The 13,146-nt window shown below is 64.5% G+C and carries 10 protein-coding genes; 2 read left to right on the plus strand and 8 right to left on the minus strand.

The window, feature by feature from the left end:
* Positions 1–240: 240 nt before the first annotated feature.
* Together dapC and fdxA are read right to left on the minus strand one after the other, a co-directional pair.
* On the minus strand, positions 241–1,389 hold the full coding sequence (gene dapC / locus KTR40_RS12655) for a succinyldiaminopimelate transaminase (RefSeq protein ID WP_228403955.1): 1,149 nt from the start codon (positions 1,387–1,389) through the stop codon (positions 241–243).
* A gap of 14 nt (positions 1,390–1,403) precedes the next feature.
* On the minus strand, positions 1,404–1,730 hold the full coding sequence (gene fdxA, locus KTR40_RS12660; RefSeq protein ID WP_013601705.1) for a ferredoxin: 327 nt from the start codon (positions 1,728–1,730) through the stop codon (positions 1,404–1,406).
* A 137-nt stretch (positions 1,731–1,867) separates the two neighbouring features.
* Between fdxA and KTR40_RS12665 the strand changes: the two genes are divergently transcribed.
* Positions 1,868–2,107 (plus strand): hypothetical protein, encoded by a 240-nt coding sequence (locus tag KTR40_RS12665; protein WP_139029833.1) that lies wholly within the window; start codon positions 1,868–1,870, stop codon positions 2,105–2,107.
* A gap of 400 nt (positions 2,108–2,507) precedes the next feature.
* Here KTR40_RS12665 and typA read toward each other — a convergent pair whose 3' ends face one another.
* Complete coding sequence (gene typA, locus KTR40_RS12670; RefSeq protein ID WP_013601707.1) at positions 2,508–4,436, minus strand: translational GTPase TypA; 1,929 nt, start codon at positions 4,434–4,436, stop codon at positions 2,508–2,510.
* A 271-nt stretch (positions 4,437–4,707) separates the two neighbouring features.
* Between typA and KTR40_RS12675 the strand changes: the two genes are divergently transcribed.
* Complete coding sequence (locus KTR40_RS12675; protein WP_228403956.1) at positions 4,708–5,550, plus strand: SGNH/GDSL hydrolase family protein; 843 nt, start codon at positions 4,708–4,710, stop codon at positions 5,548–5,550.
* Between the two features lie 67 nt (positions 5,551–5,617).
* On the opposite strand, the gene KTR40_RS12680 is transcribed toward KTR40_RS12675, so the two are convergent.
* The 5 genes from KTR40_RS12680 to KTR40_RS12700 all read right to left on the minus strand — a co-directional run bounded on the left by KTR40_RS12680 (position 5,618) and on the right by KTR40_RS12700 (position 13,068).
* Positions 5,618–7,324 (minus strand): ABC transporter ATP-binding protein, encoded by a 1,707-nt coding sequence (locus tag KTR40_RS12680; RefSeq protein ID WP_139029835.1) that lies wholly within the window; start codon positions 7,322–7,324, stop codon positions 5,618–5,620.
* Between the two features lie 11 nt (positions 7,325–7,335).
* Positions 7,336–8,280, minus strand: a complete 945-nt coding sequence (locus tag KTR40_RS12685) for an ABC transporter permease (RefSeq protein ID WP_139029836.1) — start codon at positions 8,278–8,280, stop codon at positions 7,336–7,338.
* Positions 8,270–9,199, minus strand: coding sequence for an ABC transporter permease (locus KTR40_RS12690; RefSeq protein WP_139029837.1), 930 nt, complete (start codon positions 9,197–9,199; stop codon positions 8,270–8,272). Before KTR40_RS12690 ends, KTR40_RS12685 begins: the two co-directional genes overlap by 11 nt.
* A 122-nt stretch (positions 9,200–9,321) precedes the next feature.
* Entirely contained in the window at positions 9,322–11,007 is a 1,686-nt protein-coding gene (locus KTR40_RS12695) for an ABC transporter substrate-binding protein (protein ID WP_228403957.1), read from the minus strand.
* A 288-nt stretch (positions 11,008–11,295) separates the two neighbouring features.
* Entirely contained in the window at positions 11,296–13,068 is a 1,773-nt protein-coding gene (locus KTR40_RS12700) for an ABC transporter family substrate-binding protein (RefSeq protein WP_228403958.1), read from the minus strand.
* Positions 13,069–13,146 lie beyond the last annotated feature (78 nt).

Raw genomic sequence — 13,146 nt, forward strand, 5'->3', positions numbered from 1 at the left:
CCCCTTCATGAGGCTTCTGGGCCTCTGTCGAAAGCTTGATCCAACATCAGGTGAGCCGCGCACTGACCCTGAGAACACAGGTTCCAACACCCGGGCTGCCTTCTTGTAGAGGGCCACCATTGATAGTCACTTAAAAAGTACCCGCTCCTTGGCGGGTGTCACTAATCCAAGACGCTGCCGGAGCCCTTAAAATGAGGCACTTGTGGCGCGAGTCACACGTTTGTTACGAGGCTGTAGCTGTTACCGCCCTGCTGCCAGCCGGGACACGGCTGCGTCGATGCGCTCGTCCGTACCCGTCAGAGCCACGCGGACAAAGCCGTTGCCCGCATCGCCGTAGAAGACGCCGGGGCCCACCACGATGCCGCGCTCTGCCAGCCGCGCCACCGTGTCCCACGTGCTCTCGCCCGCGGTGGACCAAAGGTACAGTCCGGCGTCGGATTCCTTGATCTCCAGGCCGAAGTCCAGCAGGGCAGGGACCATCCGTTCACGGCGTCCGCGGTACAGGTCCTTCTGCGCCTCGACGTGGGCGTCGTCACCGAGCGCCACGCGCATGGCCTCCTGGACCGGGTACGGGACAATCATGCCTGCATGCTTGCGGCTGTTGACCAGGTTGGGCATCAGGTCAGGATCCCCGGCTACGAACGCTGCACGGTAACCTGCCACATTGGACTGCTTGCTCAGCGAGTAGACGGCCAGCAGCCCCTGGTGCGATCCGCCGGCTACGCGTGGATCCAGGATGCTGGGCACGGCCTGGCCGCCGCGCTGGACGTCCCAGGCTCCCCAGCCAAGCTCCGCGTAGCACTCGTCCGAGGCCACCACTGCGCCAAGCTCACGGGACTGGTCCACAAGCGCTTTCAGGGATTCGACGCCGCGGACACTGCCTGTTGGGTTCCCGGGCGAGTTGACCCAGATGAGCCGCACGCGCGCCCGCATGGCGTCGTCCAGTTCGTCCAGGTTGTCCGTCGCTACGGACGTGGCGCCGGCCAGGGTGGCCCCGATGTCATATGTGGGGTAGGCCACCTTGGGGCGTACGACGACGTCTCCGGGCTTTAGCCCTAACAGGAGCGGCAGCCACGCCACCAGCTCCTTGGAGCCCACGGTGGGCATGATGTTGCGCGCATCGAGTCCCGTGACGCCGCGGCGCCGCTCGAACCACCCTGCGATGGCCTCCCGAAGGGCCGGGGTGCCGTGGACTGTCGGATATCCCGGGGCATCTGCCGCCGCCTTCAGCGCATCCTGGATCAGCGCGGGGGTGGGGTCGACGGGGGTGCCGATGGACAGGTTGACCGCCCCGTCCGGGTGCTGCGCGGCCTTGGCGACGTATGGCGCCATGGCCTCCCACGGGTAGTCAGGCAGGTCCAGGCCAAACGTTTTCGCTGCTGCGGTCACGGTCCCTGCCCGCGTCAGTGGTCTTGGTTCTGCGGCGGCAGTGCGGCGATCATGGGGTGGTCCTTGCCCGTGTTGCCGATCTTTGCCGCACCTCCGGGAGACCCGAGGTCATCAAAGAACTCCACATTGGCCTTGTAGTAGTCAGCCCACTCTTCCGGGGTGTCATCCTCGTAGTAAATGGCTTCAACCGGGCACACCGGTTCACAGGCGCCGCAGTCCACGCACTCGTCCGGATGGATGTACAGCGAACGCTCACCTTCGTAGATGCAGTCGACGGGGCACTCTTCAATACATGCCTTGTCCTTGACATCTACACACGGCTGCGCGATTACGTACGTCACGTCCCTGGCCTCTCCACGTTGGTTCCGGCGACCCGCCGGCTCTTGCATCCGGCAGCTGCGGCCGGACTCTTGACATCTGAGCCTATTATCTCCCAGCCTGTTCCCGCGAACCTAGCCGGGCGCCCTAGTATGAACTGGTGAGTCAGCCTACACCTGCCCCTGCCGGGTTCCTCTCCGCCGCAGCGCCCGGAACGCGGGTTGTGGTGCGCTACCGCATCGAGGACGGGCTCACGGATGCCCTCGGGCACCTGGTGGCGTGCGACGCCGGTGCATGCACCATCCGCACGCGGCAGGCCGACGTCGTCATTCCCTTAGAGCGTGTTGTTGCCGCCAAGGCCGTTCCGCCCGCCCCGGAGCGGCGCCGCCCGCGCGCCTAAGACGCCCTTCACTGGGCAGGGACTGCCCCTGCGCAGCGAACCCGGCTTCTTCCAGCAGGTAGCGGGCCATCGTCTCGATGATGGATCCTGATTCGGGCCGGATTCTTGCCACCAAACCAAGAACACTCTTTTGCCGCACCCCTGGAACCCTTCCCTCAAGGCCGAAAGCCGGACCAATCCCAATGGCGCCCGGCGTGAATGAGCAGCGGGTCGGCGTCGGGCAGTGAATACATGCCCCGCGCCTCCCCGAGCACCTATGTGGAAAATGCCGTGGCGCACTGAAGGGCCGCTCTGTTGCGCAGGGACTGGCCCTGCGCAATGACCCCGGCTATTGCCGCGCGGCGCGGAACGCAGAATGCCACCGGCACGGGGCCGGTGGCATTCTGTGAGCCAGGAGTTGTTAGACCTTGGCGCGGGCGCGGTTGGCCTTGGCACGCTCGTTGGTGTCCAGGATGACCTTGCGGATGCGGATGGCTTCCGGGGTGACCTCGACGCACTCGTCCTCGCGGGCGAATTCCAGGGACTCTTCGAGAGTGAGGTCGCGCGGCGGCGTCAGGTTCTCGAAGGTGTCGGAGGAGGCTGCACGCATGTTGGTGAGCTTCTTTTCCTTGGTGATGTTGACGTCCATGTCGTCGGCGCGGGAGTTCTCGCCCACGATCATGCCCTCGTAGACCTCGGACGTGGGCTTCACGAAGAAGGAGCCGCGTTCCTGCAGGTTGATCATGGCGAACGGCGTCACAACGCCGGCGCGGTCAGCGATCATCGAGCCGTTGGTGCGGTATTCGATGGGGCCGGCCCACGGCTCGTAGCCCTCGGAAATGGAGGCTGCGATGCCGGCGCCGCGGGTGTCCGTGAGGAACTTGGTGCGGAAACCGATCAGGCCACGGGCCGGAACGATGAACTCCATGCGGCACCAGCCGGTGCCGTGGTTGGCCATGTTGGTCATGCGGCCCTTGCGGGCTGCCATGAGCTGCGTGACGGCGCCGAGGTACTCTTCCGGCACGTCGATGGTCATATGCTCCATCGGCTCGTGGACCTTGCCGTCGATGGTCTTGGTGACAACCTGCGGCTTGCCCACGGTCAGTTCGAAGCCTTCGCGGCGCATCTGCTCCACCAGGATGGCCAGGGCGAGCTCGCCACGGCCCTGGACTTCCCAGGCGTCGGGACGCTCGGTGGGCAGAACCTTGATGGAGACGTTACCGATCAGTTCCTTGTCCAGGCGGTCCTTCACCTGGCGGGCGGTGACCTTGGCGCCCTTGACCTTGCCGGCCAGCGGCGAGGTGTTGATACCGATGGTCATGGAGATCGCGGGATCGTCCACGGTGATCAGCGGCAGCGGCTGCGGGTTCTCGGCATCGGTCAGGGTCTCACCGATGGTGATTTCCTCGATGCCGGCGACGGCGACAATCTCGCCCGGTCCGGCGGACTCGGCCGGGACGCGGTCCAGCGCCTTGGTGGCCAGGAGCTCGGTGATCTTGACGTTCTTGAGCTCACCATTGGCGCGGGCCCAGGCAACCGTCTGGCCCTTACGCAGGGTGCCGTTGTAGATGCGCAGGAGCGCCAGGCGGCCCAGGAACGGGGACGCGTCCAGGTTGGTGACGTGCGCCTGCAGGACACCTTCGGGGTTGTAGGTGGGAGCCGGGATGTGCTCGATGATGGTCTTGAACAACGGCTCAAGGTCCTCGTTGTCCGGGGCGGCGCCGTTGGCGGGCTGCTCGAGCGACGCGCGGCCAACCTTGGCGGCAGCGTAGACAACCGGAACCTCAAGGACCTTGTCCAGGTCCAGGTCCGGAACCTCGTCGGCCAGGTCGGAGGCCAGGCCCAGGAGCAGGTCCATGGACTCGTGGACCACTTCGTCGATGCGCGCGTCCGGACGGTCGGTCTTGTTGACCAGCAGGATCACGGGAAGGTGCGCGGCAAGGGCCTTGCGCAGCACAAAGCGGGTCTGCGGCAGCGGGCCCTCAGAGGCATCAACGAGGAGGACGACGCCGTCAACCATGGACAGGCCGCGCTCCACCTCGCCGCCGAAGTCGGCGTGGCCCGGGGTGTCAATGACGTTGATGGTGATGGTCTCGCCGTTGGAGGACGGACCGTTGTAGGCCACCGTGGTGTTCTTGGCAAGGATGGTGATGCCCTTTTCGCGCTCCAGGTCACCGGAGTCCATAACGCGGTCTTCAAGGTGGTTGTGCTCGGCAAAGGAGTTGGTCTGCTTGAGCATGGCGTCAACCAGGGTGGTCTTGCCGTGGTCAACGTGGGCCACAATCGCGACGTTGCGGAGGTCACTGCGTGATGCAGTGGCGACCGCGGTGTTGGTGGTGGTTTCAGACATGCGTAATGGCTCGATTCAGTGGTGAAAGTCAGCTGTTGTATCGCGACATTTCCAACCGGAACGCACGACGGATCAGGCCCTTAGCACAGGGCACCTTCCCCAAGTCTAGCCGCTCAGCCATTTATTGGCCTAAATTTTTCCGCTGCCCACGGGCCGGGCGGCCTGACAAACGCCGCGCCACGGCCCATTAATGTGGGCAAAATCACTGGCTTATCCTGCGGCCATGCCACATGATTGCTCTGACATGCAGCGCAAGCCCGAAAGACACCCGATGCGAAAAGCCACGGCCCCCGCGGCCCGGAACCGCCGCCGCGCCACGGCCGGCGTCGCTGCGGGTATTGCCTTGTCAGCTGCCCTTCTCCTCTCCGGCTGCGGCCTGCCCGCCCAGTCCGCCGGGGGTTCCTCCCCGGCGGACGTGGGGCCCGCCTTTTCCCGCGTCCTCAACCCCGGAAACGGCCGGCTTGAGGCGGTGGTTCCGGAGATCGGCAGGACCGTCCTCCTGATCGGCGATTCACAATCGGAACCGGCGGACGGCTGGCCGCGCCGGGGCCTTGCCGCTGCTGGATACCGGGTGTACTTCTGTGGCAAGGGCGGCACCGGCTTTGTCGCGTCGAAGGGAGCCACGGGCAATTACATCGATGCCCTCCTGCGCGGTGACTGGCTGCTCCCGGCCGGCACGCCCGCCATCATCGTGGTGCAGGGCGGCGGCAATGATGCCACCAGCGGAGCCAGTGACAGCGACATCATCACCAACGCTGACCGCCTGATCGGGGAGCTGCAGAGGCGCTATCCGGGCACGCGCATGGCGATGATCGGAACGCTGGCCCGTGGCGAAGGCCATGGCGGAGGCCGGCGAAGCGAGGTGGACGCCCTGCTGGGATCCGTGGCCGCGGGCCACGGCTTGCCCTTCGTGTCCGTGGGTGACTGGCTGACCCGGTACGGCCTTGTTAAGGACCTCGCGGATTCCGTGCACATGAACCCGGAGGGCCACCGGGCGCTGGGTACGCTCCTTGGGGGCCGCCTCCGTGAGCTGGGCCTGGAACGACAGCCGACGGCGGACGACGCCCCTCTGTTGGATGCACGCACCGGAGACGCCGGGCTGGGCCAGGACTGAGACGGGAACGGCTGGCCCCGGAGTCCAAGGACCCCGGCGCCAGCCGTCCTGCGTTGGCGCGGCTTCGCTATGCGACTTCGGGCGGCAGCATCAGCTTGGCGCCGGGAATGGCATTGAGCAGGGCCTTGGTGTAGTCCTGCTGCGGCGATTCGAAGACGTCGTCCGTGGATCCGGTCTCCACCAGGCGCCCCTTTTCCATAACGCAGACATGGTCAGCGATCTGGCGCACCACGGCGAGGTCATGCGTGATGAAGAGGTACGTCAGTCCGAGGTTGGACTGCAGGTCCGCCAGCAGGTTCAGCACCTGCGCCTGGACCAGGACGTCCAGGGCGGACACCGCTTCATCACAGATGATCACTTCCGGGTCCAGCGCCAAGGCACGGGCAATGGCAACGCGCTGCCGCTGCCCGCCGGAGAGCTCATTGGGGTACCGCTGCATGGCGGACTGCGGAAGGGCCACCTGGTCCAGCAGTTCCCGGACCTTCTTCTCGCGGCTCGCGCTGTCCCCGATCTTGTGAACCCTCAGCGGCTCTTCAATGGTGCGGAAGATGTTGTACATCGGGTCAAGGGAACCGTACGGATCCTGGAAGATGGGCTGCACCCGGCGCCGGAACTTGAAGAGTTCCCCCGCCTTCAGCACGGACGTGTCCACACCGTCAAAGAGGATCCTGCCATCGGTCGGCTTCTCCAGCTGGAGCACCATCTTGGCCACTGTGGACTTGCCGGAACCGGACTCCCCCACGATCGCCGTTGTGGTTCCCCGCTTGACGTCGAAGCTCACGCCGTCGACGGCGGCGAAGTCGGTAGCTTTCCCGAAACCCTGCCGGAGCTTGTAGACCTTGCGCAGGTCCTGGATCTGCAGGACATTGTCCGAAGCTGCCGCTTCAGCGGCCGGCGCCAGGAGGTCCGCCGTTTCCACGCCCTGTTCCTTGGCAGCCTGGATACGCCGGCTGGCAAGGGAAGGTGCGGACTCGACGAGTCTCTTGGTGTAGGGGTGCTGGGGGTTGCGGAGCAGTTCCAGCGAAGGCCCGGCCTCCACAACCTGCCCCTGGTACATCACCACAACCTTGTCCGCCCGTTCTGCTGCCAGGCCCAGGTCGTGGGTGATGAGCAGCACCGAGGTGCCCAGTTCCGTGGTCATGGTGTCCAGGTGGTCAAGGATCTGCCGCTGCACGGTCACATCCAGCGCCGACGTCGGCTCGTCGGCAATGAGCAGCCGCGGCTGGCAGGAGAGGCCGATGGCGATAAGCGCGCGCTGCCGCATGCCTCCGGAGAACTCATGCGGATACTGGTTGGCACGCCTGCGGGCATCGGGCAGGCCTGCTTCGGCCAGTACCTTCGCAATGTCTTCCGGACCGCTCGGCCTGCCGTTGGCGCGCAGGGTTTCCTTGACCTGGTACCCGATTTTCCAGACGGGATTGAGGTTGGACATGGGGTCCTGCGGGACCATGCCGATGGTGTTGCCGCGCAGCTCGATCATCCGCTGCTCGGTGGCATGGGCAATGTCCTCGCCGTCGAGCAGGATCTGGCCGCCCGAAACACGGCCGTTGTTGGGCAGCAGCCCAATGGCCGCCAGGGCCGTGGTGGACTTGCCGGACCCCGACTCCCCCACAATGGCCACGGTCTCACCCGGCATGATGCTCAGGTGCGCGTTGCGGACTGCCTGGACGTCCCCGCCGCTGGTCTTGAACGTAATGGCAAGGTCGCGGATTTCCAGCAGCGGCCTGACGCCGGTGGCGCCGGCCTCGTCGATGCGGATTTGTGGAGTGGTCATCTCGTTATCTCTCATCGCTGACGGCTCTTGGGATCAAGGGCGTCACGTACGGCATCGCCCAGCATGATGAAGCTCAGGACCGTGATGGACAGGGCCGCGGCCGGATACAGCATGATTTCCGGCCTGGTTCGAATGGACGACTGCGCCCCGGCGATGTCATTGCCCCAGGACATGATGCTCTGCGGCAGGCCGATACCCAGGAACGACAGGGTGGCTTCAGCCACGATGAACACGCCAAGCTCCAAGGTGGCAAGGACGATGATCGGGGCGAGGGCGTTCGGCAGTACATGGCGCACGAGGGCTCCGAACTTGGAGACGCCCAAGGCACGGGCGGCGGTCACGAAGTCAGCGTTGCGTACCTCGATGACAGCGCCACGGGTGATGCGGGCCATTTGCGGCCACGCCAGCAGCGAGATGACAAAGACCACCGTCCAAACACCCTTGTTCTCGCGGAACAGGGGAAGCTGGGTGATGACCAGCGCGCCGAGGATCAGCGGCAGGGCGAAGAAGATGTCACCCAGGCGTGCGAGGACGGCATCAATCCACCCGCCGTAGTATCCCGCGAGGGCGCCGAGGGTGACACCGATGACAAGGACGCACAGCACTGAAAGCAGGCCCACTGACAGTGAGGCCTGGGTCCCGTGGATGACCCGGGAGTACACGTCGCAGCCCTGGAAAGTGAAGCCAAAGGGGTGGCCGGCAGTGGGTCCGCCCTCGGAATTTGCCAGTTCGCAGCCCTCGTTGGGCGCCACGGAAGTGAAGAGTCCGGGGAACAGTGCGACCACGGTCAGTGCCACGATGAGCAGCGCTGAGATGATGAACAGCGGACGACGGCGGAGCTTGCGCCAGGCGTCGGACCACAGGCTGAGCGGGGCCTGGTCAGTCTTGACGGCGTCCGTTGCCAGCAGCGGGGTTTCGTCGACGGGCGCCACGAAGTGGCTGTTATTACTGGTCATAGCGGATCCTCGGGTCAAGCCAGGCGTAAAGGAGATCGACAAGCAGGTTGGCCACTACGAAGACCAGCACCAGCACGCTGACGATGGAAACGATGGTGGGTCCTTCGCTGCGGAGGACCGCCTGGTAGAGCTTGTTTCCGACGCCGGGCACGTTGAAGATACCCTCCGTCACGATCGCGCCGCCCATGAGGCCGCCGAGGTTGGCTCCGAGGTAGGTCACCACAGGAATCAGGGAGTTGCGCAGGATATGGGCAACAACCACCCGGGGCCGGGACAGGCCTTTGGCGGTAGCCGTGCGCACGTAGTCGGCGTTCATGTTTTCGCTGACCGAGGCGCGGGTGAGGCGGAGGACATAGGCGAAGGACACCAGGCCCAGGACGACGGCGGGCAGCAGCAGGCTCCCCCAGTCGGCGTTGGCGCCGACGGTGGGTTTCGCCCACCCGAGTTTGACGCCGAAGACGAGCTGGAAAACGAAGCCCAGCACGAAGGTGGGAACGGCGATGACCACGAGCGAGGCCACGAGGACGGTGGAGTCGAACCAGCCGCCGCGGCGCAGGCCGGCGAAAACGCCGAATGCGACGCCGAAGATCGCTTGGATGGCCAGGGCTTCGACGGCCAGCATCGCGGTGACCGGGAACACGCGGGCCAGGCTGGCAGCAATGGGCTGGCCGGTGAAGTCGTTGCCCAGGTTGAACGTAAAGAGGTTCTTGAGGAACAGCCCGTACTGCACCCAGAAGGGTTCATTCAGGTGGTACTGGCTGCGCAGCGTGTCGATGACGGCCTGGGGCGGCTGGCGGTCCCCGAACAGCGCCGCGATGGGATCACCCGGAAGGGCGAACACCATGTAGTAGACCAAAAGGGTGGTGCCGATGAAGACAGGGATCACTTGCAGGAGTCGGCGCAGAATAAAGCGGACCACCGGATCACCAGCCTTCCGGTTGGGAAGAAAACAGGTTCATTGGTGCCTTCCTGCCGTGCAAGCCAATGGGGGCCCGGCGGTGGCCGGACCCCCATGTGCTTGCCGACAAGTTAGTTCTGGGACTACTTTGCCGTGATGCCGTAGTAAAGGATGCTGCCGTTCCAGCCGGTTTCAGCCTTGACGACGTTGTTGCTCCACACGATCGGCCGCGCCTGGTCCCAAAGCGGCAGGCCCGGAAGATCCTGGAAGAGGATCTCCTGTGCTGCATTGAACTTGGCGTTAGCCTCTTCGGTGGTCTTGGCTGCCAGGCCCTCCTTGAGCAGCTTGTCGAACTCCGGGTTCGAGTACTTCTCGTAGTTGGAGGATGCGCCCGTGGCCCAGATCGGTCCCAGGAAGTTGTAGAGCGACGGGTAGTCGCCCTGCCAGCCGGAACGGGTCAGGCCGGGGAGTTGCTGGGACTTGCGCAGGTTCAGGACCTCGGCAAACTTGGCGAAGGGCTGGATTTCGGCCTGGATTCCCAGGTTGTTCTTGAAGCCGTTGGCTACGGCGTCGATCCATTCCTTGTTGCCGCCATCGGTGTTGGAAGCGATCTGCAGCGGCTTGGAACTGTCGTACGGCTGGATCTTCTCGGCCTGGGCCCAGAGGTCCTTGGCCTTCGCGGCGTCAAACTTCAGGACCTCGCTGCCCTTGATGCCTTCCTTGAACCCGTCGATGACCGGCGGCGCGAAAGCCTTGGCCGGGGTACGGGTGCCGTTGAAGACAACCTTGGCGATTTCCTCGCGGTTGATGGCGTAGGAGAGTGCCTGGCGGCGCAGCTTGCCGGCTTCACCCTGGAAGTTCGGGTTGTAACCCGGGATGTTCAGGGTGGAGTTGGTGGCAACGGGCTTGGTGGCGTTACGGTCCGGGAAGTCGGCAACGTACGTCTTCAGCGCGTTGGAGGGCAGGACGTCGGTGACGTCCAGGTTATCCGACTGCAGGTCGGTGTATGCGGGGCCCGGATCCGTGTAGAACTTGAACATCACGCCGCCGTTTTTCGACTCGCGGGGGCCGCTGTAGTCCGGGTTCTTGACGAGGGAGATGGACTGGTCGTGAACCCAGGCGCCCTCCTTCTCCATCTTGTACGGGCCGTTGCCTACCGGATTCTCGCCGAATGCCTTGGGGTCTGCAAGTGCAGCTGAGGGAACCGGGAAGAAGGCGGAGTAGCCGAGGCGCAGTGACCAGTCGGCTTCGGGCTGGGCCAGCTTCACCGTGATGGTGGAATCATCGGTGACAACCAGGCCGGACATGGTGTCCGCGGTGGGTGCGGGAGTGGTGGTGGTCTTGCCGTCGGCAGACTTCTCGGTGGTGACAGCCGAGACTTCCTCGTAGCCGGCGATTGATTCGAAGAAGAAGCCGTTCTGCTGCAGGTTCTTCGAGTTCGCCGCAAAGTTCCAGGAATCCACGAAGGTCTTGGCGGTGATCTCTTCACCGTTCGTGAACTTCTGGCCCTGCTTGACCTTGATGGTCCAGTTCTGGGCGTCAGTAGACTCGATGGACTCTGCCAGGGCGTTCACGGGCTTGCCGTCGGCGTCGTAGGTCCGCAGGCCTTCGAACAGAAGCTCGACGACGCGGCCGCCGTAGACTTCGCCGGTGTTCGCCGGCAGCAACGGATTTTGTGGTTCGTTGCTGTAGGCAGTGATGACCTTGTTCGGGTCGCCGGCGGCGTTGCTGGCTCCGTCAGTGCTGCCGCCTCCAGCGCCGCAGCCGGTCAAGGCAAGCGCGGCTATTGCCACTATGCCCAGTGCTTTGGAAGTGCGCGTAAAACGCATTCCGCCTCCTATGAGTTGTGGGAGATAACGAGGGGGAATCTTGCGCTTCCCCGCAGGCGAGACCCAGCTGTCCGCTGTGACGCAGCCTACATATACGAGAAGCCTAACCGCACGAAGTCCAGATACTGGTACTCCGTTGCCAAACCGTGACCGGCCCGCTCTGAACGTATAGTCGGTCAACAGAAGTTGTGCAAGTCACATGCTACTCGCCGGTAGCCGTGGCAGCGAATCCGGTCACATGGAAGCTGCCTCTCCTGCTCACAGCCTCAAGACTCCCCTGCGCAGGACTCACGACGGGGCGGCAAGCCGCCAATCCCACACGTTCCACCAGATCCCCAATGGACCGGAGCTCGTCTTGACACCGGCAACCCGGGCGTTGAAGGCAGTGGTGCCAACGGTCTGGTACAGCGGGAGTCCGTAGGCACTCTCCCAGATCTGCCTGTCGATCTCGGCCAGGAGCTCATCCTGCTTCCCCAGGTCGGTTGTCCCGGCCAGCTGCTCCATCGCCTTGTCCGCGTCGCCGTCGGAAAAGCCGTTGAAGTTGCTTCCCGCACCCGTGCGGAAGATTTGGGGGATCCGGCTGACGCCTGCGCCCGTGCCGATCCATCCGAGCAGCGCGGCTTCGTAGCCTCCGCCTCCGAGCGACCGCGCCCAGTCGGCGCTGGCCTGCCCGCCATCAAGGACCTGGAACCCTGCCCGGGCTGCCGAATCGCGGATCAGGGCAAACACTTTGGCACGGTTGGGGTTGTCACGGTTGTAGAGGATCCGGATCGTGGGGGTCCCGCCGTCAAGGAGTGCCTTCGCCGCATCGATGTCCACCTCCGCGTAGTCGGCGGAGCCGTTGTTCTTCACAGTGTCGTTGTACTTGGGCTGGCCAGGCAGGAAAACGTGGGAATCCAGCGGCTTCGCGTCCGGCAGCAGGTCACCCACGACGGCGTCGACGATTGCCTGCCGCGGGACCGCCTTAAGGAATGCCCGGCGTACGTTTTCGTCCCGGAACGGTCCGGAAAAGTTGAGGTCCAGGTGGTCGTAGCCGGACTGGTTGTACCGCTCAACAGTTATGCCCTGGCCGGCCAGTCCTGCAAAGAGCTCCTCGGTCCCGGCGGATGGCTGCGGCGAAATGATGTCGGCCTGGCCGTTCCGGAGCGCCTCGACTGCCGTGGTTGCGGCGCCGGTGAAGCGTACGTTGATGTCATCCAGCCATGGCTCCTGGCCCCAGACGTAGTCACGGTTCCGCACGAGTTTCATGGAAACTTCCGGGGTGATCTCGCGCACGATGTACGGGCCGCTGGAGAGGAACACGGAGGGATCCTCGGGAAGGCCCTTGGAGTCGAATCCGGAGTTCCAGAAATCGCTGACCTGCTTCAGCCGTGCATTGGGCGCGGGTTTCTCCGCGTCCCCGCGGGGTGAGTCCTTGATGAGGTCGATCAGGTCTTCTTCGTCATTAAGCCCGGCTTTCGCTGCCACCACATGGGCGGGCAGGCCGACGTCGAACGCCACTTCCCAGTCCGCGTAGGGCACGGCGTACTCAAGGGTGATGGAGCGGCCGTCAGCCCCGATTTCGGGAAGGACCGTGCCCGCAAGGCCGCTGGTATCGGAGGCAACCGAAAAATACTTGGTGCCTGTCCCCGCGACGGGGTCGGCATCGTCGTAGTACCCTGAGCCCGCGGCCCAGCTGAGGAGGAGGTCGCCGGCGTCGATCGCTTCACCGTCAGACCACGTGACGCCTTCGTTGACGGTGTACCGCACCTTCAGCGGCTGGTCCGATACCTTCTCGAAGCGCCCGAACTTTTCGTTCCGCACCACTTTGGCAGCATCATCGAGGTAGTAGAAGCCCGAATGGGTGATGTAGCCGATTTTCGAGTTGATGTCCGTATTCCCGTCCGCGCTGTACGGGTTGAAGGACGAGAAGGCGTTGACCTCCGCGACAGTAACGCTGCCGCCGCGCTTGGCCTCCCCCACCACCACGGGGGCGTTGCCGCCATTGCCGGAACAGCCTGACAGGACCAGGGCAGCCGCAACCGCCGCGGTGATGTACTGCATCAGACGCCTGACCGGCATGCCGCCTCCTTGTTGTGCTTCTCCGGGAGGGGCTCCTGGAATTGGCAGGATCACGCCCTGTACTCAGGATAATGCGTC

The organism is Pseudarthrobacter sp. L1SW, from assembly GCF_020809045.1.
Lineage (GTDB): Bacteria > Actinomycetota > Actinomycetes > Actinomycetales > Micrococcaceae > Arthrobacter.

What these genes read in the sequence shown, in the direction of transcription:
- KTR40_RS12675 (WP_228403956.1), top strand. Translation starts at nt 4,708, where the DNA reads ATGCGAAAAGCCACGGCCCCCGCGGCCCGGAACCGCCGCCGCGCCACG.
- KTR40_RS12700 (WP_228403958.1), bottom strand. Translation starts at nt 13,068, where the DNA reads ATGCCGGTCAGGCGTCTGATGCAGTACATCACCGCGGCGGTTGCGGCT.
- KTR40_RS12680 (WP_139029835.1), bottom strand. Translation starts at nt 7,324, where the DNA reads ATGACCACTCCACAAATCCGCATCGACGAGGCCGGCGCCACCGGCGTC.
- typA (WP_013601707.1), bottom strand. Translation starts at nt 4,436, where the DNA reads ATGTCTGAAACCACCACCAACACCGCGGTCGCCACTGCATCACGCAGT.
- KTR40_RS12685 (WP_139029836.1), bottom strand. Translation starts at nt 8,280, where the DNA reads ATGACCAGTAATAACAGCCACTTCGTGGCGCCCGTCGACGAAACCCCG.
- KTR40_RS12695 (WP_228403957.1), bottom strand. Translation starts at nt 11,007, where the DNA reads ATGCGTTTTACGCGCACTTCCAAAGCACTGGGCATAGTGGCAATAGCC.